Below are 24,009 nucleotides of genomic sequence, written 5' to 3'. Positions count from 1 at the left end.
CCTCAGAGTTCCTTCTCGTACCAGGCGACGTCCCAGTACCGGCCGAACTTGCGGCCCACCTCCCGGTACGTCCCGACGTGCCGGAAGCCGAACCGCTCGTGCAGGCGCGCGGACGCCTCGTTCGGCTGGGCGATCCCCGCGTAGGCGCGATGCACGTCCTCCTCCGCCAGGGCCTCGAACAGGGCCTTGTAGAGAAGGGTGCCGATGCCCCGGCGCCCGGCGTCCGGCGCGAGGTAGACGGTGACCTCCACGGAGGTCTCGTAGGCGGGCTTCTGCCGGAAGGCACTGGATGTGGCGTAGCCCAGAATCCGCTGTGAGTTGTGTCCGGGACCGTCCTGCGCGGCAACCATCAACCGGTGCGGGCCGTCTTCAGGGTGGGAGAGCAGCCAAGGGCGGCGCTCTTCCGGCGTGAAGACAGCAGTATCGAACGTGATGGGCGTCTCACGTACATAGTGGTTGTAGATGTCGGTGAGGGCTTCGAGGTCACCCTTGACTCCCGGTCTGACCTGCACCTCTGTACGTCCCGACGGCATCGTGCCTCCTCATGTGGCCGGACAGGGTACTGCAAGATCAGAAAAATAGGGGGGCGGGTTGGGAATTCTGTCCTGATTCCAGTCGTTGTTTCCATCGAACGGCGGGCACTCGAGAAGAGTCCCAACCGTTCACGAACCACCCGCCCGCCCCACTTCGCAAGGGAGCACGCATGGCAACCCGTGCCGTCGCCCGTCGTCAGTCCGCCACCGGCGAGGCCGTCGACGCGGCAAGCAGTGTTCGCGCCCATGGCGGCGAGATCGCGGACCGCGACCTGGTCGGCATGTACCTCGACGAGATCGCGCGCACGCCGCTTCTCGACGCAGCCAAAGAGGTCGAGCTGTCGCAGATCATCGAGGCGGGTGTGTTCGCAAGGCAGGTCCTCGACGGATACGAGGAGGCCAAGGCGGACGCCACCCGCGAGGAGCTGGAGGCCCTGGTCGCCGACGGCGAGCGGGCCAAGGACATCTTCATCCGCTCCAACCTCCGTCTGGTCGTCGCGGTGGCCCGCCGCTACCCGCGCAGCGGCCTGCCCCTCCTCGACCTGATCCAGGAGGGCAACGCCGGTCTGGTGCGCGCGGTGGAGAAGTTCGACTACCGCAAGGGCTTCAAGTTCTCGACGTACGCGACCTGGTGGATCCGCCAGGCCATCACCCGCTCGATAGCCGACCAGTCCCGCACGATCCGCCTCCCCGTCCACCTGGTGGAGGAGCTCGGCCGTATCCGCCGGGTCCAGCGCGAGTTCAACCGCGAGCACGGCCGTGACCCCGAGCCGGCGGAGATCGCCGCCGAGCTCGGTTCGAACCCGGACCGTGTCACCGACGTCCTGGACTGGGCGCGAGACCCGGTCTCCCTCAACATGCCGGTGGACGACGAGGGCGAGACCCAGTTCGGCGACCTCCTGGAGGACACCTCCGCGGTCTCCCCCGAGCAGTCCGTCCTCACCCTCCTGCGCAGCGAGGAACTGGACGACCTGATCGGCCGCCTGGACCAGCGCACGGCATCCATCATCAAGATGCGCTACGGCATCGAAGACGGCCGCGAGCGCACGCTGACCGAGGTCGGCAAGGAGCACGGCCTCACCCGCGAGCGCATCCGCCAGATCGAGAAGCACGCCCTGCTGGAGCTGAAGAAGCTGGCCCGCAGCACCGGCTTCGACGCGGCGGCCTAGGCCCTGGGGGCGTGCGACCACCGACGGTCGCGTACGCCGGGTGGCGAAAGACCGCGCAAACATGGCGATGTAACGCCGCTTCAACCGCCAGACCGCCGGGAACAAGCCCTTAGGGCAAGGGAGTTCGGGCCCTGGACCCCCGGGGCCCCGAACCCGCACCGCCTCCACAGACCGAGTCCCGACGCACTCCCCCCGGCGCCGGGACTCTCCCCGAGCCGGGCTTCGGCGCCCATCCCCCCTGGGTGCCGGGCCCGGCTCCACTTCGCCTCGAACGCTGGAAGGGCAGGCCACCCCGTACCTGAACCACGGGGTGGCCCACCCCGAATGGCAGATTGTGCCACATGGGCATAGCCTGCCGAGCGTGAGCACCTCCCCCTCCCTCACGGAGCGACGCAAGGCGGCCACCCGCATGGAGGTCGCCCGAGCCGCGGCCGCCCTCTTCGTGAAGCACGGCCTGCGAGCCACCCGAGCCGAGGACATCGCGCAGGCCGCCGGCATCGCCCCGCGCACCTTCTACCGCTACTTCGCCACCAAGGAAGAGGCGGTGGCCCCCCTCTACACGGCCGGCGCCACCCGCTGGACCGAGGCGGTCCGCGACGCCCCCGCCGACCTCCCCGTCCCCCAGGCCCTGGAACACGCCCTCCACCACACCCTCACCCCGGGCGCCGGTATCTCGGAGTCCTCCTGGCAATGGGTCCGCACCCTGGTCCGGCTGGCCATCTCCGACCCGGCCCTGCGAAAGGTCTGGTCCGAGGCCTGCCACGACTCCGAACGAACCCTGGCGGAGGCCTTGGCGGCCAGAACGGGCCAAGACAACGTTGCCGCCCTGCACTTCGCGGCAGCCGTGGCAGCCGCGGCGATCCGAGTAGCCGTAGAAACCTGGGCGTCCGGCGACGCCCCCGCCCAGGGCCCCCAGGGCCCGGCAGCCCTGGCCCAGGCCAACTTGGCGGCGCTGAGGAACTTCCCGTGGAAGGACATCGGCGGGCACGCGTAGTACGTCGGCTGCGGGTCCGTTGTGGCTGGTCGCGCAGTTCCCCGCGCCCCTGGAGCGTTGCAGTGGCCCGCACCGAGACGCACCGGCAGCCGCCCGTGGCGTGAAGGGGCCGTGTCGGGGTGTCCCGAGACGTACCGGCAGCCGCCCACGGCGTGAAGGGGCCGTGTCGGGGGGTGTCCGCCCGCAGCGGCGGGCGTCAGCGCCGGGCACTTCTCCGAGAACCGAGCCGCCCGACCGAGGACGGACACCCCCCGGCGCGGCCCCGACCCACCCACTCACCGAACCGCGCTACGCGAACCCCACCAGACACCCGCGGGCCGCCGCAGGCATCCGACCCCCACCCACCGCAACGTGCCGCCGCAGGCATCCGACCCCCACCCACCGCAACGTGCCGCCGCAGGCATCCCGGCCCCCACCCACCGCAACGGGCAGCCGCAGGCATCCCGACCCCCACCCACCGCAACGGGCAGCCGCAGGCACCCCCGCCCAACCGCCGGAGGCACCCGCAGGCATCACCCCGCAGCCCGACTCAACCGCCCACCCAACTCCCGCACACACCGCACCAGTTCCCCCGGCCCCTCCACCGAGAACTCACACCCCACCATCGCCAACCGCACAGCCAGCCACTCCACTGGCTCACTGACCACCGCCCGCACCCGGCACCCACTCCCGCCTTCACCCGCCGCCTCCGGCACCCCCAACCACCGAGGCAACCGAGCCCCCACAACCTCCACCCCCGCAGCGAACGTCACGACCACCTCGTACGTCTCCTGCCGAGGCCGAATCGACTGCCGCAGATACTCCGCCGCACTCCCCGTCGGCAACTCCCGCTCGGCGAACCGCACCCCGGTGGCGAACGGCTCACTCACCCGGTCGACCCGGAACGTACGCCAGTCCCCCCGATCGAGGTCGTACGCCACGAGGTACCACCGCTGCCCCGTGGACACCAGCCGATGCGGCTCGGTCACCCGCCGCGACCCGACCCCGTCCTTCGCCCGGTACGCGAACCGCAACCGCTCCCGCCCCGCCACACACGACGCCATGACGGTCAGTGTCTCGGGCGCGATACTCGCCCCGTCCCCACTGGTCAACGGCGTGGTCGCGGCCTGAAGCGTGCTCACCCGGTGCCGTAGCCGCGACGGCAGCACCTGCTCCAGTTTGGCCAGCGCCCGGACCGACGCCTCGTCGACGCCCTCGACGGCGTGCCCCGCGCCCGCCCGCAGCCCGACCGCGATGGCCACGGCCTCCTCGTCGTCCAGCACGAGCGGCGGCATCGCCTTGCCCGCGACAAGCCGGTACCCACCGTCGGAACCCTTCGTCGCCTGCACGGGATACCCCAGTTCCCGCAGCCGGTCGATGTCCCGCCGAACCGTGCGCCGGGACACCCCGAGCCGATCGGCGAGCTCGCCACCGGGCCATTCGCGTGGCGTCTGAAGAAGCGAGAGGAGTGTCAGCAGCCGTGCCGGAGTATCTGTCGTCATGAGTTCGAGGATGCCGTAGAAGTAGGACACGATCTGACCTACTGGCGGAATAGCTTCAGGACATGACCTCAACCGAGACAGCTTCCCCACTCGTGACAGGCGACCGCCGCCGCTGGTTCGCCCTGGCCATCGTGATGACCGCGGCCTTCATGGACCTGGTCGACGTCACGATCGTCAACATCGCCATCCCGTCGATCCAGCGCGAGGCGGGCGCGACGTTCGGCCAGATCCAGTGGATCACCGCCGGCTACGCCCTCGCGTTCGCCGCCGGTCTGATCACGGGTGGCCGTCTCGGCGACATACACGGCCGCAAGCGACTGTTTCTGATCGGCATCGGCGGCTTCACCCTCGCCTCCGCCCTGTGCGGCTTCGCCGCGAACCCGGAGATGCTGGTCGCCTCCCGCATCCTCCAGGGCGCGATGGCGGCGCTGATGGTGCCGCAGGTCCTGTCGATCGTGCACGCCACCTTCCCGGCACACGAACGCGGCAAGGTCTTCGGCCTGTTCGGCGCGGTCGTCGGCCTCGGCGCGGTCACCGGCCCGCTGCTCGGCGCCCTGCTCACGGAGTGGAACCTCTTCGGCCTCGAATGGCGCCCGATCTTCCTGATCAACCTCCCGGTCGGCATCGCGGGCCTGATCCTCGGCAGCCGTTTCATCACCGAGTCCAAGGCGCCGAAGGCCCTGAAGCTGGACCTCGTCGGCGTCGCCCTGGTCACGCTCGGCCTGCTGATGCTGCTCTACCCGCTGACCCGTGGCCGCGAGCTGGGCTGGCCGACGTGGGGGTACGTGGTGATGGCGGGCGCGCTCGTGGTCCTCGCGGCGCTGGTGACGTACGAGAAGAGGAAGGCGACCCGTGACGGCTCCCCGCTGATCGAGTTCTCCCTGTTCAGGGTGAAGAGCTTCGCGGCCGGCATCGCCGTCCAGACCGTCTTCGGCGTGGCGCTCGGCATCTTCTTCCTGGTCTGGACGCTGTACATGCAGTTCGGCCTGGGCTGGAGCCCGTTGAAGGCGGGCCTGACCGGCATCCCGTTCTCGATCGCGGTCTCCACGGCGGCCGGCATCTCGGTCCAGAAGCTGGTCCCGCGCTTCGGCCGCAAGGTGCTCCAGGCGGGCGCCCTGGTGATGGCGATCGGCGTCCTGATCTACATCTGGGAGGCCAACCGCTACGGCCTGTCCATCGCGCCCTGGCAGATGGCGCTGCCCCTGGTCGTGATGGGCGTCGGCATGGGCCTGATCGTGGCGCCGCTGACGGACGCGATCCTCTCGGAGGTGCCGCGCGAGCACGCCGGTTCGGCGTCGGGCCTGATCAACACGGTGCAACAGATGGGCAACGCGCTGGGCCTCGGCCTGGTCTCGGTGGTCTTCTTCGGCGTCGTCGACGACTCCCTGGCCGAGGCCGGGGAGCGCACGGCGGCCGGCCTGGCCTTCGCGGACGGGTTCCAGCACGCGCTCTGGTGGGTCGCCGCGGTGATGGGCGTCATCTTCCTGTTGATGTCCGCGCTGCCGAAGCGACCGGCCCAGCACGTCGAGGGAGCGGCCGATGATCCGTCGCCGGCGACGGAGAAGGAGCCCGCGTTGGTGGGCTGAGAGCGGGGGAGGGGCCCGGCACCTCGGTGCCGGGCCCCTTGTTGTTTCCGTTTCTCCCTGCTGAGAGCCTGGTCATGCCCGATTAGGCCCGAACCTGTTTACTTTCCGGAAATCCGGGCGTAGCCTCCCAGCGAAACCACAAGTTCGGGCACAGTTCGGAGGCGAACGGACATGTACGCACCGGAGCGGCAGCAGGAGATCCTCCGGCTGGCTCGTGACGGCGGCCGAGTGGACGTCCTGTCGCTGGCCGAGGAGTTCCAGGTGACGGCGGAGACGATCCGCCGGGACCTGAAGGCCCTCGACCGCGCCGGACTCGTACGCCGTGTGCACGGTGGCGCGATCCCGGCCGGGCGCCTGGACTTCGAGCCGGACCTCGCCGAGCGCGAGTCGACGGCGGCCGACGAGAAGGACCGCGTCGCGAAGGCGGCCCTCGCGGAGCTGCCCACCCAGGGCACGGTGATCCTCGACGCCGGTACGACGGTGGCCCGCCTCGCCGCCGCCCTGCCGCTGGAGGCGTCCCTCACGGTCGTCACGCACAGCCTGCCCATCGCGGCCCGCCTCGCGGACCACCCCAGCGTCCAGCTCCACCTGGTCGGAGGCCGCGTACGGCACCGTACGCGTGCCGCCGTGGACGCCTGGGCGCTGCGCGCGTACGGCGAGATCCGCGCCGACGTCCTGTTCGTCGCGGCCAACGGCTTCTCCGCCGAGCACGGTCTGACCACCCCCGACCTCGCCGAGGCGGCGGTCAAGCGCGCGGCCGTGTCCGCCGCCCGCCGGGTGGTGCTGCTCGCCGACTCCTCCAAGCACGGCCAGGAGCACTTCGCCCGCTTCGGTGACCTGAGCGACGTGGACCTGCTGATCACCGACAGCGGGCTGAGCCCCGAAGACGCCACCGCGATCGAGCGCGGCGGCACGGAAGTAGTGCGCGCATGATCCTCACCGTCACCCCGAACCCGTCCCTGGACCGCACCTACGAGGTGCCCTCCCTCGACCGCGGCGAGGTCATCCGCGCCACCGGCGAGCGCATGGACCCGGGCGGCAAGGGCGTGAACGTCTCCCGTGCCGTGACGGCCGCCGGGCAGCGCACGGTCGCCGTACTGCCCTTGGGCGGCGCGCCCGGCGCGCTCGTCGCCGACCTGCTCGACGCCCAGGGCATCGAGGTCGCGCCCGTTCCGGTCGCCGGAGCGACCCGCTCGAACATCGCGCTCGCGGAGTCGGACGGCGTGCTCACGAAGATCAACGCGCCCGGCCCCGAGCTGTCGGCGGCCGAGCAGGAGCTGCTCCTGGAGACGGTGCGCGAGCAGTCGCGCGACGCCGCCTGGATCGCCTGCTGCGGCAGCCTGCCGCGCGGGCTCGCACCGTCCTGGTACGCCGATGTGGTCGCCCGGGCGCACGCAGGGGGCGCGCGGATCGCCCTGGACACCTCCGGGCCCGCCCTCCTCGAAGCCCTGCGCGCCCGCCCCGATGTGGTGAAGCCGAACGCCGAGGAACTCGCGGCGGCGGTCGGGCGCCCCCTGACCACCGTCGGCGACGCGCTGAAGGCCGCCGAGGAGCTGCGTGAGATGGGCGCCGCCGCCGTACTGGCGAGTCTGGGCGCGGACGGTCAGCTGCTCGTGGACGGCGCGGGCGCCTGGTTCGCCACCGCGCGCGTGGACGTTGTACGCAGCAATGTCGGCGCAGGTGACTCCTCCCTGGCCGGCTTCCTCATCGCGGGCGGCAACGGACCGCAGGCCCTCGCCTCGGCGGTCGCGCACGGCGCCGCCGCCGTGCAGCTGCCCGGCAGCGTGATGCCCTCGCCTTCCGATCTGGACCCGTCGGCGGTGACGGTCACGGCCGAGGTGCCGGTGGACCGTGTCCTCAAGGAGCCGGTGTCATGACGAATGTCGCGGTTGTCACAGTTGTTGCCGATCCGGTCGGTAAGCGGCGAAGCTCGGCGTTACTCACGCCCGCCGACGGACGGCAGGGCCTCCTGAGCCGCTCTGCCGCCCGGGGGAGGCGGGATTTCCCCGACCCCGCCTCCCCCACCCGAACCTCCCCCCACGGCACCCCCGTCCCCTTCCCCGCCCACCAGACTCACCGGGCGATACGCGTGCTAAGGAGCCCGCGATGAGCGACATGATCACCGCGGACCTGGTCGATCTCGACCTGTCCGCCGACACCAAGGAAGCCGCGGCGCGTGCCCTCGCCGAGCGCATGGTGGCCCTGGGCCGGGTGACCGACCTGGAGGGCTTCCTCGCCGACGTGGCCGCGCGCGAAGCACAGATGCCGACCGGCCTCGACGGTGGCATCGGCATCCCGCACTGCCGCAGCGCCCATGTCACCGAACCGACACTCGCTTTCGGGCGCAGCGCCGCCGGAATCGACTTCGGTGCCGCGGACGGCCCCGCCGACCTGATCTTCCTCATCGCCGCTCCGGCGGGCGCGGACGACGCCCACCTGACGATCCTGTCGTCGCTGGCCCGGCAGCTGATGAACGCCGAGTTCACGGACGCGCTGCGTTCGGCGGGCGACGCGGCGTCGGCGGCGGCGCTGATCCGGGGCGAGGAGCCCGAGGCGGCCGAGGCCGCCGGTTCCGCTCCCTCCGAAAACTCCGTGGCGTCGTCGGTGGCGGCCTCCGCCGACGCCGCCACGGGCACCACCTCCGAGGCCCCCGCCGAGCCGGCCGCCGAGCGCCCCTTCCGTATCGTCGCCGTCACCTCCTGCCCGACCGGCATCGCCCACACGTACATGGCCGCCGAGTCGCTGGAGAACGCGGGACGTGAGGCGGGGGTCGAACTCGTCGTCGAGACGCAGGGCTCGGCCGGCTTCACCCGGCTCGACCCGGCCGTCATCGCGGCGGCGGACGGCGTGATCTTCGCGCACGACGTGGCCGTACGCGAGAAGGACCGGTTCGCCGGGAAGCCGACCGTCGACACCGGCGTGAAGGCGGGCATCAACCGCCCGGCCGAGCTCATCGCCGAGGTCCGTGGCAAGGCCGAGCGCGGCGAGGTCACCGGTGCCGCCAGGCCCGGCACTCCCGTCGAGCGCGCCGGCGAGTCCGGCGAGGGCTACGGCACCAAGCTGCGCAAGTGGCTGATGTCCGGTGTGAGCTACATGGTCCCGTTCGTCGCGGCAGGCGGTCTGCTGATCGCCCTCGGCTTCGCGATCGGCGGCTACCAGATCAACGAGGCCAAGTCGGTCACCGAGCACTTCGACTGGGGCCAGGTCGACAGCTGGGGCGCACTGCTCTTCCAGATCGGCGCGGCCGCCTTCGGCTTCCTCGTCCCGGTCCTCGCCGGATACATCGCCTACGGCATGGCGGACCGGCCAGGCCTCGTGCCCGGCTTCGTCGGCGGCGCGATCTCGGTGACGATCGGCGCCGGGTTCCTCGGCGGCCTGGTCGCCGGTCTGATCGCCGGTGGGGTGGTCCTCGGCATCCAGCGGATCGACATCCCACCGGTGCTGCGCGGCATCATGCCGGTGGTGGTGATCCCGCTGGTCTCCTCGGCGGTCGTCGGCTTCCTGATGTTCGTGGTGATCGGCAAGCCGATCTCCGAGGCGCAGAAGGGCCTGACCGACTGGCTGAACAGCCTCTCCGGCACCAACGCCATCCTGCTCGGCATCCTGCTCGGCCTGATGATGTGCTTCGACCTCGGCGGCCCGGTCAACAAGGTGGCCTACACCTTCGCGACGGCCGGCATCTCGGTCGCGGCGCCCAGCGACTCCGCGATGAAGATCATGGCCGCAGTGATGGCCGCGGGCATGGTCCCGCCGCTGGGCATGGCCCTGGCCACCACGGTCCGCAAGAAGCTGTTCACCACGGCCGAGCGCGAGAACGGCAAGGCGGCCTGGGTGCTGGGCGCCTCCTTCATCTCCGAGGGCGCCATCCCGTTCGCGGCGGCCGACCCGCTGCGCGTGATCCCCGCGTCCATGGCGGGCGGCGCGGTCACCGGTGCGCTGACCATGGCCTTCGGCTCGACCCTGCGCGCCCCGCACGGCGGCATCTGGGTCACCTTCCTGATCGGCAAGCCGTTCCTCTACCTGCTGGCCATCGCGGCCGGTACGGCGGTCACGGCCGGCCTGGTCATCCTGCTGAAGGGCATGCGCCGGACGGCGCCGGAGGGCACCGCTGACGCCGTGTCCCCGGCGGTGGAGGCGAAGCAGCCGGTCGCCGCGTAAGGCTTCCGCTTGCCCCTTTGGGGAGCTGTGAGCTGTTCACGGCACCTGCGAGATACGTCACGGTCCGGGCCGCATGGTCCGGACCGTGGTGTCTACTGGGGCGTATGCCGGAAAACGTCACGATCCTCCAGCTGCTGGGCCCCGTCGTACTCGCCCTGGCGGTCGCACTGTGGGTGACCGGACTGACCCGTCTGCTGCGCCGCTATCGCGCGACGGACCCCCGGCGCGCACCCGGCCAAGCGCTCCCCGGCCAAGCGCTCCCCGGCCAAGCGCTCCCCGGCCTTCCGCACCAGCGCCAGACCGCCCCCGACCTGGAGGCGGTCGAACTCACCCCGGCCGAACTCGACGCCTTCGCGGGACTGGTACGACAGCTCGACAAAGGCCGCTGAGCACGGCATCCGCCGTTACGGCACCTGCGCCGCCCGCCGCTCCATCGCCTCGCGTGCCGCGTCCTCGCTGACGTACACCTCGCACATGTGCCGCCCGTCGGGCGTCGCCGTGTGCTCGACCTCCCAGAGGGAGACCTCCTCGCCGTCGGGCAGCAGGAAGGCGTGCTCGTAGAGCGAGAAGCACAGCCCGGCGCGCGCGGCCCGGCACGGGCGTCCGAATGCCTGTGTGATCTGGTGCGCCCACGCCGTGGCCAGCAGCGCGGCCGTCGCCGCGTCCGGCCGGTCGGGGTTCTCCGCCCGGCGCAGCACCCGCCGCGCGTGGTCCGCCGAGTCGTCCGGCGCATAGGCGTGCCGAGGCGCGGGTATCGGCGACAGCTGTACCGTCACCGGCAGTTCGAAGTCCGGCGCGTCCGGCGGCAGCGGCAGTCGCGCGGTCGCGGCGCGCAGCTCCTCCTCGTCGGTGTACACCTCGTGCTGCGGGTCGCGGCCCCGCGCGGTGTTGTGGACGAGCTCCCACAGCGTGAGCGCCGAGCCGTCGGCGAGCAGCCAGGTGTGCCGGTACGTCTCGCGGTGCAGCCCCGCGCTGTGGTGCGCGGAGTGCAGCGAGCTGTCGTGAGCCAGCGCACAGTCGAGCCGCCGTATCGTCTCGTCCGGCAACTCGAACGAGTTCAGGGCGCGGCCGAGAAGTCGCGCGAGATGCTCCTCCGGAGACTCGGGCGACTCGGCTGGTTCGTACGCTGCCGTCTCGTACGGAACGCTCAAGGTTTCTCCCGGCGTTGCTGCATGTCACCTTGTGGGTGCATACCGTAGCCCCTCGGTCGGACATCATGTCCGGGAACCGAGAAAACGTACGTCCGGTAAAACGCGCGGGCCGCGCGAGAAGTTCCCGCGCGGCCCGACGAACCGTCAAGAATCCCTGCTCCGACGCCACTTCAGGGCGTTACGAAGGGATCAGGCGGCGCTGCCCGCCACCCACTCGTTCCACGACATGTTCCAGCCGTTGAGGCCGTTGTCCGGCGTCACGGTCTTGTCGGGGGAGTTCTTGACGATCACGACGTCACCGACCGTCGAGTTGTCGAAGAACCACCTGGAAGCCGTGTCGCCCTGTCCGCCCTGCACATCCTGCAGGCCGACGCAGCCATGGCTGGTGCCCTGGCGGCCGAAGGGCGGGTTGCCCTTGTTGTACCAGTAGTTGCCGTGGATGAAGGTCCCCGACTGCGTGAGCCGCATCGCGTGCGGCACGTCCGGGATGTCGTAGGCGTTGGCGAGGCCGACCGTCCTGCTGTCCATCCGCAGCTTCTCGAACTTCTCGGTGATCACCATCTGCCCGTTGTACGTCGGGAACTCCGAGCTGCCCGCCGAGATCGGCACCGACTTGATCGTCTCGCCGTCCCGCACGACCGTCATCGTCTGCCTGTTCACGTCGACCGTGGAGACCTGCGAGTGGCCGATGGTGAAGGTGACCGTCTTCTTCTGTACGCCGTGGACGCCGTTCGCGCCCTCGACGCCGTCCAGGTCGATCTTCATCGTGACCTTGGAGCCGGCCTTCCAGTACTGCTCGGGCCGGAAGTCGAGCCGCTGCTCCCCGAACCAGTGCCCGACCACCTTCTGCCCGCTGCTGGAGCTGACGGTGATGTGCGACTGGACGGCCTTCTTGTCGCTGATCGCCTTGTCGAAGTTGAACGACACCGGCATCCCGACGCCGACCGTGGTGCCCTCGTCGGGCGTGTAGGTCCCGATGAAGCTGTTGGCCGAGGACACCGTGGTGAAGGTGGAGTCGGCGGCGGTGCCGCGCCCGTCCCCGTCCTTCGCGGTGGCCGTTATGCGGTACTTCGTCCCCCGCTCCAGCTGCTCCTTCGGCTTCCAGCTGCCCCCGTCGGCGGACAGGGAGCCCGGCACGGCCTGCCCGCTCTCCGCCACCGTCATCTTCACCTCGGTCAGCTTGCCGTCGCTGACCTTCACGCCGGTCGAGTTGATCGAGGCCCCGTTCGAGCCGTCCTTCGCCGAGATCTCGATCGTCGCGGCGGACGACCTGGAGTCCTCGCCGGCCTTGTCGTCGTTGTCGGCGTTGGCGCTCCCGCCGCAGGCGGTGAGCGTCAGGGCGCCGATCATCAGGGCGGCACAGGCCCCCAGTGCGCGCCGCGCTGCTATGTTCGGCGTTGTCACGATCTGCTCCATCTTCATGCGATCTGCGGTATGCGTTCCGTTCCGGGGAGGAAGAGGTCACCGCCCCCGGACCGGGTTCCCGGCGTTCGCGGTGAATGCCGTCACGTGACAGAACCGCGACACTTCGACATCGTCAGACCCCGTACAACTCCCCGTACGACGGCCACACTCCACCCGCCCCGTCCACCGACTGGGCCGCTCGCACGGCCCGCACGATCGCGCGCGTCACCGCGTCCGCGCCCGCCGCCAGCAGCTCGTTCAACGCGAGGGGATGCCCCGCGTCGAGCGGGCGGTCACCGGTGGCCAGCGCGAACACCGTGTCCCCGTCGTTGAGCAGATGCACCGGCCGCACGGCCCGCGCGATGCCGTCGTGCGCCGTACCGGCCAGCTTCTGCGCCTGTGCCTTCGTCAGGTCCGCGTCGGTGGCGACCACCGCGAGCGTCGTGTTCAGCGGGGGCGGCGCGCTCTTCGCCGCGATGTCCGCGAGCCGCTGTCGCGCGGCCTCGTGCAGATCCGCCTCCGGGTGGTCGACCCGCCCCTGGAACAGCTCCCCGTACAGCACCCCGGTCTCCGGATCCACGGCCGACCCGGCCGCGTTGGCCACGACCAGCGCGGCCACCGTGATGCCCGAGCCGAGGACCGTGCTCGCGGTGCCGATCCCGCCCTTGACCGGCCCGACGGTGGCTCCCGTGCCGGCGCCCACGCAGCCCTCCCGCACCGGGGCGCCCGGCTCGCTCGCCGCGGCCGCCTCGACCGCCTCCCGCCCGATGGCCGCGTCCGGCCTCGCGCGGAAGTCGCCGCCCCGCCCGAGATCGAAGACGCACGCGGCGGGCACCACCGGCACGACATGCGCCGGATCCGCCCCGACCCGGACCCCGCGCTGGTGCTCCTCCAGCCAGGCCATCACCCCGGACGCCGCGTCGAGCCCGTACGCGCTGCCCCCGGTCAGCACGATCGCCTCGACCTTCTGCACGAGGTTGCGCGGATCGAGGGCGTCCGTCTCCTTGGTGCCCGGCCCGCCGCCGCGCACGTCCACGGCGGCCACCGCCCCGCCCTCGGGTGCCAGGACGACCGTGGTGCCGGTGAGCCAACCGTCGCCGTTACGCGTCGCGTGACCCACCCGCAGCCCGGCGACATCTGTCAGAGCGTCAACTGTCATGAGCCCAGTGTCGTCCAGCCACCGAGGCCGGCCCCCCGGACTCTCGCAGGACGGGGCCGCGCCTCGCGTCAGACGACCGGCGCCGTCGCCTCCCCGCGCACCCGGCCCGCCCTGCGTGCCGTCAACGTCTCCCCGGTCGCCACCGTCCCCGCCGAGACCAGGCCGGCCGCCGGCACCGCCCAGTCGCCCAGGAAGGTGCAGCAGATCACCAGCAGGGCCGCGGTCGGCAGCACCAGCTGCTGGGCGATGCCCACCTTGAAGTAGCGCGAGTGCAGCGCCCACACGGTGAGCAGATACAGCGCCGTCGGCAGGGTCACCGCCGCCGACGCGGCCAGCGTCGAGATGTGCGCCTTGTGGACGGCCTGCTCGACCGCCACCTCCAGGCCCGCGCCGATCGCCGCCGCCGAGGCGAAGACCACGTAGTGGCCGTAGCCCCACAGGAACGCCTGCCTGTTGGACTTCAGATGGCCGTGGATCGGCACCACGAAGTAGATCCACCAGGCCGCGAAGATGATCAGGAGCCCGCCCGCGGCGATCGGCAGCAGATCGCCCAACGCGTCGTTCTCGTCGATGCCGGTCTTCACGGCGACCGTGGCGGCGGCGATGGTCTCGCCGAGCACGATGATCGTGAACAGCCCGTACCGCTCGGCGATATGACGCGGATGCCAGGACGTCTGATGGTCCTTCTCCGCGAACGGCGGCACACACATCTCCAGGACCGCCATCACCAGGAACACCCAGGGCCTGGCGTCCTCGGGCAGCACCACCAGGCCCACCCAGCCGATCTGACACAGCAGCACACCGCCGGCGTACCGCAGGGCCATCCGGCGTTCCGGGCCCTCGCACGACCTGGCCACGCGCAGCCACTGCGTCACGAGGGCGAGCCGCATGATCACATAGCCGAGCAGTACGGCCAGGTAGTCGTGGTCCTCGAACGCCCTGGTGACCCCGGCGGCCAGCACCAGGACACCGGCGATCTGGACGAGGGTGACGACCCGGTAGAGGATGTCGTCGTTGTCGTAGGCCGAGGCGAACCAGGTGAAGTTCATCCAGGCCCACCAGATGGCGAAGAACACCATCGCGTAGTTGAGGATCCCCTCGCCCGGATGCCCCTCGGCGACGGCGTGCACCAACTGGATGCCCGCCTGGGCGATGGCCACGACGAAGCACAGGTCGAAGAAGAGCTCCAGCGGAGTGGCGGCACGGTGCGCCTCGCCGCGGCCCCGGGCCGTGAGCCGACGCAGGGGACGGCGGTGTCCGGGCGGGCGGGGGGAGTCCGGCGCGGGAGTCGAACTGGACGTCATGGGGTCAAGCACAGCAGATCAGGCGCGGAATTTCCTGCGAAGGGATCACAAGCGCGCAAGCATCCGGGACCTTGGCCGGGAAGGCCGTCGCCGTGCGGGCCGTACCCTGGACGTATGAGCACCGCCCCCGCCTCCGAGCCGCGCGAGCCGAAGCCCGCGCTGATCTTCGACGACCCGCTGGACCAGCAGTCCTCGGACGACACCGACCGTGGCTGGGGCGAGCGACCGCGTGGCGACGGTGACAGCGCGGCAGATCTGAAGCGTTTCCTCGACGAGAAGCCGCCCCACCACATCTGATCCGTTACCGCTGGTCGTGCCCCGAGCCGCGCTGGGCGACCAGCGCGTCGCGGATCTCCTTGAGGACCTCCAGCTCGGTCACCTCGATGACCTCCTGCGTGCCTTCCTTCGCCTTGCGCCGGGCCTCCACCCGGGCCAGGTACTTCGCCATCGGCAGGACCATCAGGAAGTAGACGACGGCCGCGGTGATCACGAAGCTGAGGGTGGCGCCGAGGACGGAGCCCCACAGGATCTGAATGCCCCGCTCGCCTTCGCACGACGAGCTCAGGCACGAGCTGTAGTGATCGAGGTTCTTGGTGCCGATCGCTCCGACCAGCGGGTTGATGATCCCCTTCACCACCGCGTTCACGATGTTGGTGAACGCGGCGCCGATGACCACCGCTACCGCCAGATCGACGACGTTCCCGCGCATCAGGAAGGCCTTGAAGCCGTCCCAGACGCCCGGTTCCTTCTTCTCGCTCACCGCGGAGCCTCTCCTCGTGTGCACAGGTTGTGGAACGAACAGCTCCGCAACCTACGTCAGGGCTAGGCCATCCTGTCCAATTGCACCACCTGAACGAGGGGCTTGACAGGGCGATAAGCACCATGTGCGCGACATGCGCGATCCAGCTCAGCACAGTGTCACCGCCAGCCGCGCCGTAGCGCTCGCGCCCGCGAGACGCGCCGCGGTGGAACGCGGCACCGACAGCACCACCAGCGCCCCGCTCTCGCCCGCGACGTCCAGCGGTTCCGGCACCTTCGACACCCGCGCCCCGCGCGCGACCACCTCGGCGCCGCCCCCGCCCGGCGCGTTCTCCTCCGCGGCGATCACATCGACCCGGTCACCGGGCCGCAGCAGCCGCACGGTGGCCCCGTCGGCGATTCGCACCGGCGCGGACACCCGCTCCACGGCCCGGTGTTGGCGAACCGGCTCCGCCACCGGATGCCCGCGTGCCGGGCCGGTCTCCCCGGGCCCCGCCGCCACGAGCGCGGCAGCCGTGACGGCGAGCCCCGCCGCCGCGGCCCGCCTGCGATGCCGTAGCAGCCGGCGCAACTGGTACAGCCCGCCGCGTACCCGCACGGGAGCGAAGTGCGGCACCTCGCACGTGGCCGGGGCGTCCGGGCCCGGAGGGAGCAGGGCGACAGAAGGAGAGGGAGAAGGAGAAGGAGAGGTCGAAGACGGGTCGAACGGCATGAGAACCACCACCTGCGGCGAGAGATCGGCTTGCGAAGCCACGATGGGGCATCGCGCCGTCGCCCGCCGGAGCCGGTGGACTACTGGCAGGTTGTGGACAACTCCCTCACCCGTACGGGAAGTTCCACATCCACAACCACGCCACGACCACAACCACTCCTACGGTCACGGCTACGGCAGCTCGAACCCCGGATCCATCCCACCCAACGCCGTCGCGCACAGACAGTCCCGCTCCTCGTTCGTCGGCAGCGCGGCCACCGCGTCGAACAACACGCCCCGCAACCGGTCCACGTTGGCCGCGAACACCCGCAGCACCTCGTCGTGCGAGACGCCGTCGCCGGTCTCGGCGCCCGCGTCGAGGTCGGTGACCAGCGTCAACGACGTGTAGCAGAGTTCGAGTTCACGGGCGAGCGCCGCCTCGGGGTGGCCGGTCATGCCCACCACCGACCAGCCCTGGGCCTGATGCCACAACGATTCGGCACGGGTCGAGAAGCGGGGCCCCTCGACCACGACCAGCGTGCCGCCGTCCACCGGCTCCCAGTCCCGCCCTCGCGCCGCCTTCAGCGCGGCCGCGCGGCCGGTCGGGCAGTAGGGGTCGGCCAGGGAGACGTGCACCACGTTCGGCACGGTGCCGTCGGGCAGCGGCAGCCCGTCGAAGTACGTGCCGACCCGGGACTTCGTGCGGTCGACCAGCTGGTCCGGCACCAGCAGCGTGCCCGGCCCGTACTCGGGTCGCAGGCCGCCGACCGCGCACGGGCCGAGGACCTGACGGGCGCCGAGCGAGCGCAGGGCCCAGAGGTTGGCCCGGTAGTTGATGCGGTGCGGGGGAAGATGGTGGCCGCGGCCGTGCCGGGGCAGGAAGGCGACCCGTCGGCCGGCGATCTCGCCCAGGAAGAGGGAGTCACTGGGCGGCCCGTACGGGGTGTCCACCTGTATCTCGGTCACGTCGTCGAGGAACGAGTAGAAGCCGGAGCCACCGATCACGCCGAGTTCGACGTTCGCCTTGTTCGCCATGTCCGCACCCTAACCGCACCCGCAAACGCCGAGGACCCCGCCGCCGGAGAGCGACAGGGTCCCGTAAGAGACGCGTCCCACGTGCCCGTGGGAAGTGCTTACGCGGCGGAGCTGCTGGAGGAGGTGCCGGCGCTCGACGACTTCGACTCCGAGGACGACGAGGAAGACGACGTCGAGGAGGAAGAGGACGAGTCGGAAGAGGAGGACGTCGACGACTTCGACGACGCCGGCGAGCTGCTCGACGAGGAGCCGCGGCTGTCGTTGCGGTAGAAGCCGGAGCCCTTGAAGACGATGCCGACCGCGGAGAACACCTTCTTGAGGCGGCCCTGGCAGCTGGGGCACTCGGTCAGGGCGTCGTCGGTGAACTTCTGCACCGCCTCGAGGCCCTCGCCGCACGCGGTGCACTGGTACTGGTAGGTCGGCACTGTCTTCCTCCTGGCACTCTCACTCGATGAGTGCTAACGACGGTCAAGTGTGACGTATTCCAGCCGCTCAGTCCACTGCCACCGGCACGCGGTGACCGACGCCACGTGCCACGGTGCGCCCGCGGGGCCGTGCCGCCAGCCGTGAACGCAGTGCCACCAGGGTCGCCAGGGCGAGCAGGGTCCCGCCCATCGGCACCAGGAAACCGGCGCCGCCCCAGAAGCGGTCCTCCAGCTGTCCGGCCACGGTGACCGCTGCGGCCTGGCCGAGCGCGACCGCGCCCGTGAGCCAGGTGAAGGCCTCGGTGCGGGCGCCGGCCGGGACCAGGCTCTCGACCAGCGTGTAGCCGGTGATCAGCGCGGGCGCGATGCACATGCCGACCAGCAGTCCGAGGCCCGCCAGGACGAGCACCGAGTGCGCGGCCCACAGACCGGACGCGGCCAGCGCGAGGGCGGCGTAGCCGACCAGGAGGCGGCGCTGCGGGGCCACCCTCCACACGATGGCGCCGCACACGATGCCGGAGAGCATGTTGCCGGCGGCGAAGGTGCCGTACAGGACGCCGTTGAGTCCGGGTTCGCCGATGGACTCGGTGAACGCGGCCAGGGAGACCTGCATGCCGCCGAAGACGGAACCGATGCCGAGGAAGGTCACGATCAGCACGCGCACTCCGGGGATGCGCAGTGCCGAAGCGTGCTCCACGCGCGCGTGCCCGGCGACCGCGACCGACGGCTGGGTGCTCTTCTGCGCGGCGAACAGCAGACCGCCCAGCAGGGTCAGCGCGGCCTCCGTGACCAGGCCCGCGGCCGGGTCGACGGCGGTGCACAGGGCGGTGGCCAGCAGCGGGCCGACGACGAAGGTCAACTCGTCCGTGACCGACTCGAAGGCCGCCGCAGTCGTCATCAGAGGCGAACCCTGGAGCTTCACACCCCAGCGGGCCCGCACCATCGGACCGACCTGCGGCACCGAGGCACCGGTCGGCACGGCCGCCACGAAGAGCGCCCACAGGGGGGCGTGGGACAGGGCGAGCGCCGTCAGGGTCAGGCCGGACAGTGTGTGGACGAGGACACCGGGGAGCAGGACGGTGCGCTGCCCGTAGCGGTCGGCGAGGCGGCCGCTGTAGGGCGCGAACAGCGCCATGGAGACGCCGGTGACGGCCGCGGCGGCGCCCGCCGCGCCGTAGGAACCGGTGGTGTGCTGCACCAGCAGCACGATGGAGATGGTCAGCATCGCGAACGGCTGGCGTGCCGCGAAGCCGGGGAGCAGGAACGTCCAGGCGCCGCGGGTGCGCAGCAGCTGTCCGTATCCCGGGCGGGAGGAGGCCGGCGAGTCCTTCGACTGCTCGGTGGTGACCGTGGATGCCACGGCCCGTGCCTTTCTGCCGCCTGGTAGCGCGACCCCGTCGGGTGGGGGGCGGCGCCGAGAGCTGTCCTGTCGCGCGGAACTGCGGTAGATACCGGTGTCCGCTGAGGAGGGACGTCCCGGCCGCCATACGGTCGCGCCAGCTCTGCGTCAGGCAGAGGTGGTTCGATCTAGGGGTACGCCTGCATAGTACAGGGAGTGCGGGCCGTTGACCTTGTGAACCTGAGCACTGCGGGCGCTCGGCCTGTGATCAGGATGTCCCGTTCGTCCCCAGCCATCCGGCCAGCTTGCCTCCGGCCCCTACCGCGCGCAGCCGGCGTTCGGCGGCGTCCCGTACCGGGTCCGTGGCGACGACCAGCAGTTCGTCGCCTCGTCGCAACACCGTCGTCGGCAGCGGAACGAACGATTTTCCATCGCGGACGACGAGGGTGACGGCGGACCCGGCGGGCAGCCGCAGTTCGTTGACCTCGACGCCGTGCATCTTCGAGCCCTCGGGGATCGCGAAGGACAGCAGGTGCCCGCGCAGCCGCTCCAGCGGGGCCGACTCGATGCCGAGGTCGGCGGGCTCGGGTTCCCCGCCGAGCCGCAGCTTGCGCGCGAACCACGGCAGGGTCGGCCCCTGGACCAGGGTGTAGACGACGACCAGGACGAAGACGATGTTGAAGATGCGGCGGCTGTCCTCGACCCCGCCCACCATCGGAATGGTCGCCAGGATGATGGGCACGGCACCGCGCAGCCCGGCCCAGGACATCAGGGCCTGTTCCCGCCAGGGGACGCCGAACGGCACCAGGCACAGCACGACGCTCAGCGGACGGGCCACCATGGTCAGCACCAGCCCGATGAGGAGCGCGGGCAGGATGTCGTCGCCCAGCTCGTGCGGGGTGACCAGGAGGCCGAGCAGGACGAACATGCCGATCTGGGCGATCCAGCCGACCCCGTCGGCGAACCCGCGCGTGGCGGGCCAGTGCGGCAGCTTGGCGTTGCCCATGACCATCGAGGCCAGATAGACCGCAAGGAAGCCGCTGCCGTGTGCCATCGCGCCCGCCGCGTAGGCGGCGACGGCGATGGCCATGACGGCGATCGGATAGAGACCGGAGGCGGGCAGCGCCACGTGCCTGAGGCCCCAGGAGCCCAGCCATCCCACCGCGAGGCCGATGGCGGCGCCGATGGCCAGCTCCAGCATGATCTCGCCCAGCAGCACGTACGAGTGCTCGATCGGACCGTGCGTGGAGAACGCGACCACCAGGATGACCACGGGGGCGTCGTTGAAGCCGGACTCGGCCTCCAGGGTGCCGGTCACGCGCGAGGGGAGGGGGATTCTCCGCAGCACCGAGAAGACCGCCGCGGCGTCGGTCGAGGAGACGACCGCCCCGATGATCAGCGCCTGCCGCCACTCCAGCCCGACCAGATAGTGCGCGGCCGTCGCCGTGACCCCGACGCTCACCGAGACGCCGAGCAGCGACAGGGCGGTGGCGGCGGGAAGGGCCGGTTTGATCTCCTTCCACTTCGTGCCGAGGCCGCCCTCGGCCAGGATCACGACCAGGGCCGCGTACCCGATGACCTGGGTCAGCTCGGCGTCGTCGAAGTTGATGCCGCCGATGCCGTCCTGGCCCATGAGGACGCCGATGCCCAGGTACACGAGCAGGCTTGGGAGCCCGCTGCGCGAGGAGATCCGGACCGCGGCGACGGCGACGAGCAGGACGAGCGAGCAGACGAGCAGGAGCTGGTTGAGGTCGTGGACAGTCAGCGGCCGTTCCCTTCCCTGGCCCGCGCGCACACGCGCGTGGGCTCACATACATAGGACACGAAGTGGCGGTTCTCCGCACCCAACTACTTCGTTACCTTACCTAACTCTTGACGATTTCTTGACGCTAATGGGTGCATGATCGAACGTCCGTCCGTCCTGGTTCCCTACTCCGAGTCAAGTTGGATCGGGCCCTGCGCCTATGGTTGCTCCAGCACTCCAGGACCGCCTGCCTCTCGCGTTAGGACAGCAAGGACAGCGATGCCCCCCAACACCACCGCCTCCACGGGTCAGAAGCCCGGCAAGTCCGGCAGGAAGAAGGGGCGCAGAGCCCGTCTGATCGTCCTCGTGCTGGTGCTGGCACTTGTCGGAGGCGTCGGCTACGGCGGGTACTGGTCCATCAGCACCGTCCGTGCCTCCTTCCCGCAGACCAAGGGATCACTCACGCTCCCCGGCCTGTCCGGGCCCGTCGACGTGAAGCGCGACGACTACGGCATCCCGCAGATCTACGCCTCCTCCGACGCGGACCTGTTCATGGCCCAGGGCTACGTCCAGGCGCAGGACCGGTTCTACGAGATGGACGTCCGCCGGCACATGACCTCCGGGCGGCTGTCGGAGATGTTCGGCGAGAGCCAGGTCGACAACGACGAGTTCCTGCGCACCCTGGGCTGGGACCGCGTCGCCAAGGAGGAGTACGACAAGACGCTGTCGGCGTCCACCAAGAAGTACCTCCAGGCCTACGCCGAGGGAGTCAACGCCTACCTGGACGGCAAGGACAACAAGGACATCTCCCTGGAGTACGCGGCGCTCGGGTTCACCAACGACTACAAGCCCGAGAAGTGGACCCCGGTCGACTCGCTCGCCTGGCTGAAGGCGATGGCCTGGGACCTGCGCGGCAACATGCAGGACGAGATCGACCGCGCCCTGATGACCAGCCGCCTCGGCCCCAAGCAGATCCAGGACCTGTACCCGGACTACCCGTACGGCCGGAACAAGACGATCGTCCAGAGCGGCCAGTACGACGACATCACCAAGACCTTCCAGCAGAGCGGCTCCGCGTCCTCCGCGGGCTCGACCGGCACCGGTACTGGTACTGGTACTGGCACCGGCACGGGCGCTGCCTCCAGCTCCGGCACCAGCGGCCTGCAGAGCCAGCTGTCGGGCCTCCAGAACGTCCTGGACGGCCTCCCGACGGCCGTCGGCGTGAACGGCAACGGCATCGGCTCCAACTCCTGGGTCGTCGGCGGGAAGTACACCATCACCGGCAAGCCCCTGCTGGCCAACGACCCGCACCTGTCGGCCGCGCTGCCGTCCGTCTGGTACCAGATGGGCCTGCACTGCCGCGCGGTCTCCAGCAAGTGCCAGTACGACGTCAGCGGCTACACCTTCGCGGGCATGCCCGGCGTGATCATCGGCCACAACAAGAACATCGCCTGGGGCATGACCAACTCCGGCGTCGACGTCACCGACCTCTACCTGGAGAAGCTCTCCGGCGACGGCTATCTCCTCGACGGCAAGACGGTGCCCTTCACCACGCGCGAGGAGACCATCAAGGTCGCCGGCGGCTCACCCAAGAAGATCGTCGTCCGCGAGACCGAGAGCGGGCCCCTGCTCTCCGACCGCAGCTCCGAGCTGGTGAAGGTCGGCAAGAAGGCCACCGTGGACACCGCGGCCCCCGACCGCGGCGACGGCTACGGCATCTCGCTGCGCTGGACCGCGCTGGACCCGGGCACCTCCATGGACGCCGTCTTCGCCATGGACAAGGCGGCGAACTGGACCGACTTCCGGGGCGCGGCCGCCCTGTTCGACGTGCCCTCGCAGAACCTGATCTACGCGGACACCAAGGACAACATCGGCTACACGCTGCCCGGAAAGATCCCCACGCGCGCGAAGGGCTACGACGGCTCCGTCCCGGCGCCCGGCTGGGACTCCAGGTCCCGCTGGACCGGCTACATCGACAAGGACGAGCTGCCGTACGAGTACAACCCGTCCCGGGGCTACATCGTCACCGCCAACCAGGCGGTCGTCGACAAGGCCAAGTACCCCTACACGCTCACCACGGACTGGGGCTACGGCGCCCGCAGCCAGCGCATCAACGACCTGATCCAGTCGAAGATCGACGGCGGCGGCAAGATCTCCACCGAGGACATGCGCCAGATGCAGCTCGACAACAGCAGCGAGATCGCCAAGCTGCTGGTGCCCAAGCTGCTGAAGATCGACATCGCCGACAAGGACGTCCGCGACGCCCAGGAGCTCCTGGAGGGCTGGGACTACACCCAGGACGCCGACTCGGCGGCGGCCGCCTACTTCAACGCGGTCTGGCGCAACATCCTCAAGCTCGCCTTCGGCAACAAGCTGCCGAAGGAGCTGCGGGTCAAGGGGCAGTGCCTGTTGGTCGACCCGGTCAACACCACGGGTCCGGCGGACGCGACCGGGAAGGTGCGCGAGTGCGGTGAGCGCGACGCCGACCAGGCGCAGCCGGACGGCGGCGACCGCTGGTTCGAGGTCGTCCGCAACCTCATGGACGACGAGGACAGCGACTGGTGGACGACGCCCGACTCGGGCGCCCGTGAGGGCGCGGAGCACAACCGTGACGACCTGTTCAAGCGCGCCATGATCGACGCCCGCTGGGAGCTGACGGCCAAGCTAGGCAAGGACATCGACACCTGGAGCTGGGGCCGGCTGCACCGCCTGTTCCTGAAGAACCAGACCCTCGGCACCGAGGGCCCCGGTTTCCTCCAGTACATCCTCAACCGCGGCCCCTGGAAGCTCAGCGGCGGCGAGGGCACGGTCAACGCCTCCGGCTGGAACGCCGCCGGCGGCTACGGCGTCGTCTGGGTGCCGTCGATGCGGATGGTCGTCAACCTCAACGACCTCGACAAGTCGAAGTGGATCAACCTCACCGGTGCCTCCGGGCACGCCTACAGCGCCCACTACACCGACCAGACCGACAAGTGGGCCGACGGCGAACTGCTCGACTGGGCCTTCTCGGACAAGGCGGTCGAGGACAGCACCAGCGACACCCTGGTGCTCAGGCCGTGAGCCGCTGACGCCCGTAC

21 protein-coding genes are annotated in these 24,009 nt (G+C 70.5%); 9 read left to right on the top strand and 12 right to left on the bottom strand.

Features of this window, described 5'->3' with window-relative positions; translation table 11 throughout:
• Positions 1–2 precede the first annotated feature (2 nt).
• Positions 3–533, bottom strand: coding sequence for a GNAT family N-acetyltransferase (locus tag ACZ4UU_RS05490; protein ID WP_468036670.1), 531 nt, complete (start codon positions 531–533; stop codon positions 3–5).
• Positions 534–703: 170 nt separating this feature from the next.
• Here ACZ4UU_RS05490 and ACZ4UU_RS05485 point away from each other — a divergent pair, with 170 nt between their 5' ends.
• Positions 704–1,702 (top strand): sigma-70 family RNA polymerase sigma factor, encoded by a 999-nt coding sequence (locus ACZ4UU_RS05485; RefSeq protein WP_468036668.1) that lies wholly within the window; start codon positions 704–706, stop codon positions 1,700–1,702.
• 409 nt (positions 1,703–2,111) lie between these two features.
• Positions 2,112–2,696, top strand: coding sequence for a TetR/AcrR family transcriptional regulator (locus tag ACZ4UU_RS05480; RefSeq protein WP_468037861.1), 585 nt, complete (start codon positions 2,112–2,114; stop codon positions 2,694–2,696).
• 512 nt (positions 2,697–3,208) lie between these two features.
• Here the strand turns inward: ACZ4UU_RS05480 and ACZ4UU_RS05475 are convergent.
• Positions 3,209–4,177 carry a helix-turn-helix transcriptional regulator gene (locus tag ACZ4UU_RS05475; protein WP_468037859.1) on the bottom strand — a complete coding sequence of 323 codons (969 nt, stop codon included), beginning with the start codon at positions 4,175–4,177 and terminating at the stop codon, positions 3,209–3,211.
• Between the two features lie 62 nt (positions 4,178–4,239).
• Here ACZ4UU_RS05475 and ACZ4UU_RS05470 point away from each other — a divergent pair, with 62 nt between their 5' ends.
• The 5 genes from ACZ4UU_RS05470 (at position 4,240) to ACZ4UU_RS05450 (ending at position 10,310) form a co-directional block, all read left to right on the top strand.
• Positions 4,240–5,763, top strand: a complete 1,524-nt coding sequence (locus ACZ4UU_RS05470; protein WP_468036666.1) for an MFS transporter — start codon at positions 4,240–4,242, stop codon at positions 5,761–5,763.
• A 171-nt stretch (positions 5,764–5,934) separates the two neighbouring features.
• A complete protein-coding gene (locus ACZ4UU_RS05465) occupies positions 5,935–6,696 on the top strand; it encodes a DeoR/GlpR family DNA-binding transcription regulator (protein WP_468036664.1) in 762 nt (253 codons plus the stop codon).
• Positions 6,693–7,640, top strand: coding sequence for a 1-phosphofructokinase (gene pfkB, locus ACZ4UU_RS05460; RefSeq protein ID WP_468036662.1), 948 nt, complete (start codon positions 6,693–6,695; stop codon positions 7,638–7,640). Before ACZ4UU_RS05465 ends, pfkB begins: the two co-directional genes overlap by 4 nt.
• 229 nt (positions 7,641–7,869) lie before the next feature.
• On the top strand, positions 7,870–9,921 hold the full coding sequence (locus ACZ4UU_RS05455) for a PTS fructose transporter subunit IIABC (protein WP_468036660.1): 2,052 nt from the start codon (positions 7,870–7,872) through the stop codon (positions 9,919–9,921).
• A 104-nt stretch (positions 9,922–10,025) separates the two neighbouring features.
• Positions 10,026–10,310, top strand: a complete 285-nt coding sequence (locus ACZ4UU_RS05450; protein WP_468036658.1) for a hypothetical protein — start codon at positions 10,026–10,028, stop codon at positions 10,308–10,310.
• A gap of 15 nt (positions 10,311–10,325) precedes the next feature.
• Here ACZ4UU_RS05450 and ACZ4UU_RS05445 read toward each other — a convergent pair whose 3' ends face one another.
• The 4 genes from ACZ4UU_RS05445 to ACZ4UU_RS05430 all read right to left on the bottom strand — a co-directional run bounded on the left by ACZ4UU_RS05445 (position 10,326) and on the right by ACZ4UU_RS05430 (position 14,939).
• Positions 10,326–11,072: a DUF6227 family protein gene (locus tag ACZ4UU_RS05445; protein ID WP_468036656.1), complete on the bottom strand. Its 747-nt coding sequence runs from the start codon at positions 11,070–11,072 to the stop codon at positions 10,326–10,328.
• Between the two features lie 189 nt (positions 11,073–11,261).
• Positions 11,262–12,476 (bottom strand): L,D-transpeptidase, encoded by a 1,215-nt coding sequence (locus ACZ4UU_RS05440; protein WP_468036654.1) that lies wholly within the window; start codon positions 12,474–12,476, stop codon positions 11,262–11,264.
• A 133-nt stretch (positions 12,477–12,609) separates the two neighbouring features.
• The gene (locus ACZ4UU_RS05435; protein WP_468036652.1) at positions 12,610–13,635 is read right to left on the bottom strand and encodes a P1 family peptidase; all 1,026 of its coding nucleotides are present in this window, start codon (positions 13,633–13,635) and stop codon (positions 12,610–12,612) included.
• Positions 13,636–13,703: 68 nt separating this feature from the next.
• Complete coding sequence (locus ACZ4UU_RS05430; protein ID WP_468036650.1) at positions 13,704–14,939, bottom strand: low temperature requirement protein A; 1,236 nt, start codon at positions 14,937–14,939, stop codon at positions 13,704–13,706.
• A gap of 114 nt (positions 14,940–15,053) precedes the next feature.
• On the opposite strand from ACZ4UU_RS05430, the gene ACZ4UU_RS05425 reads away from it, so the two are divergent.
• Positions 15,054–15,236: a hypothetical protein gene (locus ACZ4UU_RS05425; RefSeq protein ID WP_468036648.1), complete on the top strand. Its 183-nt coding sequence runs from the start codon at positions 15,054–15,056 to the stop codon at positions 15,234–15,236.
• A gap of 4 nt (positions 15,237–15,240) precedes the next feature.
• Here the strand turns inward: ACZ4UU_RS05425 and mscL are convergent, their stop codons facing one another.
• From mscL to ACZ4UU_RS05395, 6 genes are all read right to left on the bottom strand, one after another.
• A complete protein-coding gene (mscL, locus tag ACZ4UU_RS05420; RefSeq protein ID WP_468036646.1) occupies positions 15,241–15,699 on the bottom strand; it encodes a large conductance mechanosensitive channel protein MscL in 459 nt (152 codons plus the stop codon).
• Between the two features lie 147 nt (positions 15,700–15,846).
• Positions 15,847–16,410 carry a hypothetical protein gene (locus tag ACZ4UU_RS05415; protein ID WP_468036644.1) on the bottom strand — a complete coding sequence of 188 codons (564 nt, stop codon included), beginning with the start codon at positions 16,408–16,410 and terminating at the stop codon, positions 15,847–15,849.
• Between the two features lie 171 nt (positions 16,411–16,581).
• Positions 16,582–17,424, bottom strand: a complete 843-nt coding sequence (locus ACZ4UU_RS05410) for an S-methyl-5'-thioadenosine phosphorylase (protein ID WP_468036642.1) — start codon at positions 17,422–17,424, stop codon at positions 16,582–16,584.
• A gap of 98 nt (positions 17,425–17,522) precedes the next feature.
• Positions 17,523–17,849 (bottom strand): FmdB family zinc ribbon protein, encoded by a 327-nt coding sequence (locus tag ACZ4UU_RS05405; RefSeq protein WP_468036640.1) that lies wholly within the window; start codon positions 17,847–17,849, stop codon positions 17,523–17,525.
• Positions 17,850–17,916: 67 nt separating this feature from the next.
• Positions 17,917–19,209, bottom strand: coding sequence for an MFS transporter (locus tag ACZ4UU_RS05400; protein WP_468036638.1), 1,293 nt, complete (start codon positions 19,207–19,209; stop codon positions 17,917–17,919).
• A 247-nt stretch (positions 19,210–19,456) separates the two neighbouring features.
• Complete coding sequence (locus ACZ4UU_RS05395; protein WP_468036636.1) at positions 19,457–20,983, bottom strand: potassium/proton antiporter; 1,527 nt, start codon at positions 20,981–20,983, stop codon at positions 19,457–19,459.
• 228 nt (positions 20,984–21,211) lie between these two features.
• On the opposite strand from ACZ4UU_RS05395, the gene ACZ4UU_RS05390 reads away from it, so the two are divergent.
• Complete coding sequence (locus tag ACZ4UU_RS05390; RefSeq protein WP_468036634.1) at positions 21,212–23,992, top strand: penicillin acylase family protein; 2,781 nt, start codon at positions 21,212–21,214, stop codon at positions 23,990–23,992.
• Positions 23,993–24,009: the final 17 nt, after the last annotated feature.

The organism is Streptomyces sp. NPDC028907 (assembly GCF_055564995.1).
The sequence above is the reverse complement of the archived record's forward strand: the minus strand, read 5'-3'. Positions and strand labels throughout refer to the sequence as shown.

Excerpts from the sequence above, each read along its gene's own strand:
- ACZ4UU_RS05490 (WP_468036670.1), bottom strand. The coding sequence starts at position 533 with ATGCCGTCGGGACGTACAGAGGTGCAGGTCAGACCGGGAGTCAAGGGT.
- ACZ4UU_RS05485 (WP_468036668.1), top strand. The coding sequence starts at position 704 with ATGGCAACCCGTGCCGTCGCCCGTCGTCAGTCCGCCACCGGCGAGGCC.
- ACZ4UU_RS05480 (WP_468037861.1), top strand. The coding sequence starts at position 2,112 with ATGGAGGTCGCCCGAGCCGCGGCCGCCCTCTTCGTGAAGCACGGCCTG.
- ACZ4UU_RS05475 (WP_468037859.1), bottom strand. The coding sequence starts at position 4,177 with ATGACGACAGATACTCCGGCACGGCTGCTGACACTCCTCTCGCTTCTT.
- ACZ4UU_RS05470 (WP_468036666.1), top strand. The coding sequence starts at position 4,240 with ATGACCTCAACCGAGACAGCTTCCCCACTCGTGACAGGCGACCGCCGC.
- ACZ4UU_RS05465 (WP_468036664.1), top strand. The coding sequence starts at position 5,935 with ATGTACGCACCGGAGCGGCAGCAGGAGATCCTCCGGCTGGCTCGTGAC.
- pfkB (WP_468036662.1), top strand. The coding sequence starts at position 6,693 with ATGATCCTCACCGTCACCCCGAACCCGTCCCTGGACCGCACCTACGAG.
- ACZ4UU_RS05455 (WP_468036660.1), top strand. The coding sequence starts at position 7,870 with ATGAGCGACATGATCACCGCGGACCTGGTCGATCTCGACCTGTCCGCC.
- ACZ4UU_RS05450 (WP_468036658.1), top strand. The coding sequence starts at position 10,026 with ATGCCGGAAAACGTCACGATCCTCCAGCTGCTGGGCCCCGTCGTACTC.
- ACZ4UU_RS05435 (WP_468036652.1), bottom strand. The coding sequence starts at position 13,635 with ATGACAGTTGACGCTCTGACAGATGTCGCCGGGCTGCGGGTGGGTCAC.
- ACZ4UU_RS05430 (WP_468036650.1), bottom strand. The coding sequence starts at position 14,939 with ATGACGTCCAGTTCGACTCCCGCGCCGGACTCCCCCCGCCCGCCCGGA.
- ACZ4UU_RS05425 (WP_468036648.1), top strand. The coding sequence starts at position 15,054 with ATGAGCACCGCCCCCGCCTCCGAGCCGCGCGAGCCGAAGCCCGCGCTG.
- ACZ4UU_RS05415 (WP_468036644.1), bottom strand. The coding sequence starts at position 16,410 with ATGCCGTTCGACCCGTCTTCGACCTCTCCTTCTCCTTCTCCCTCTCCT.
- ACZ4UU_RS05410 (WP_468036642.1), bottom strand. The coding sequence starts at position 17,424 with ATGGCGAACAAGGCGAACGTCGAACTCGGCGTGATCGGTGGCTCCGGC.
- ACZ4UU_RS05390 (WP_468036634.1), top strand. The coding sequence starts at position 21,212 with ATGCCCCCCAACACCACCGCCTCCACGGGTCAGAAGCCCGGCAAGTCC.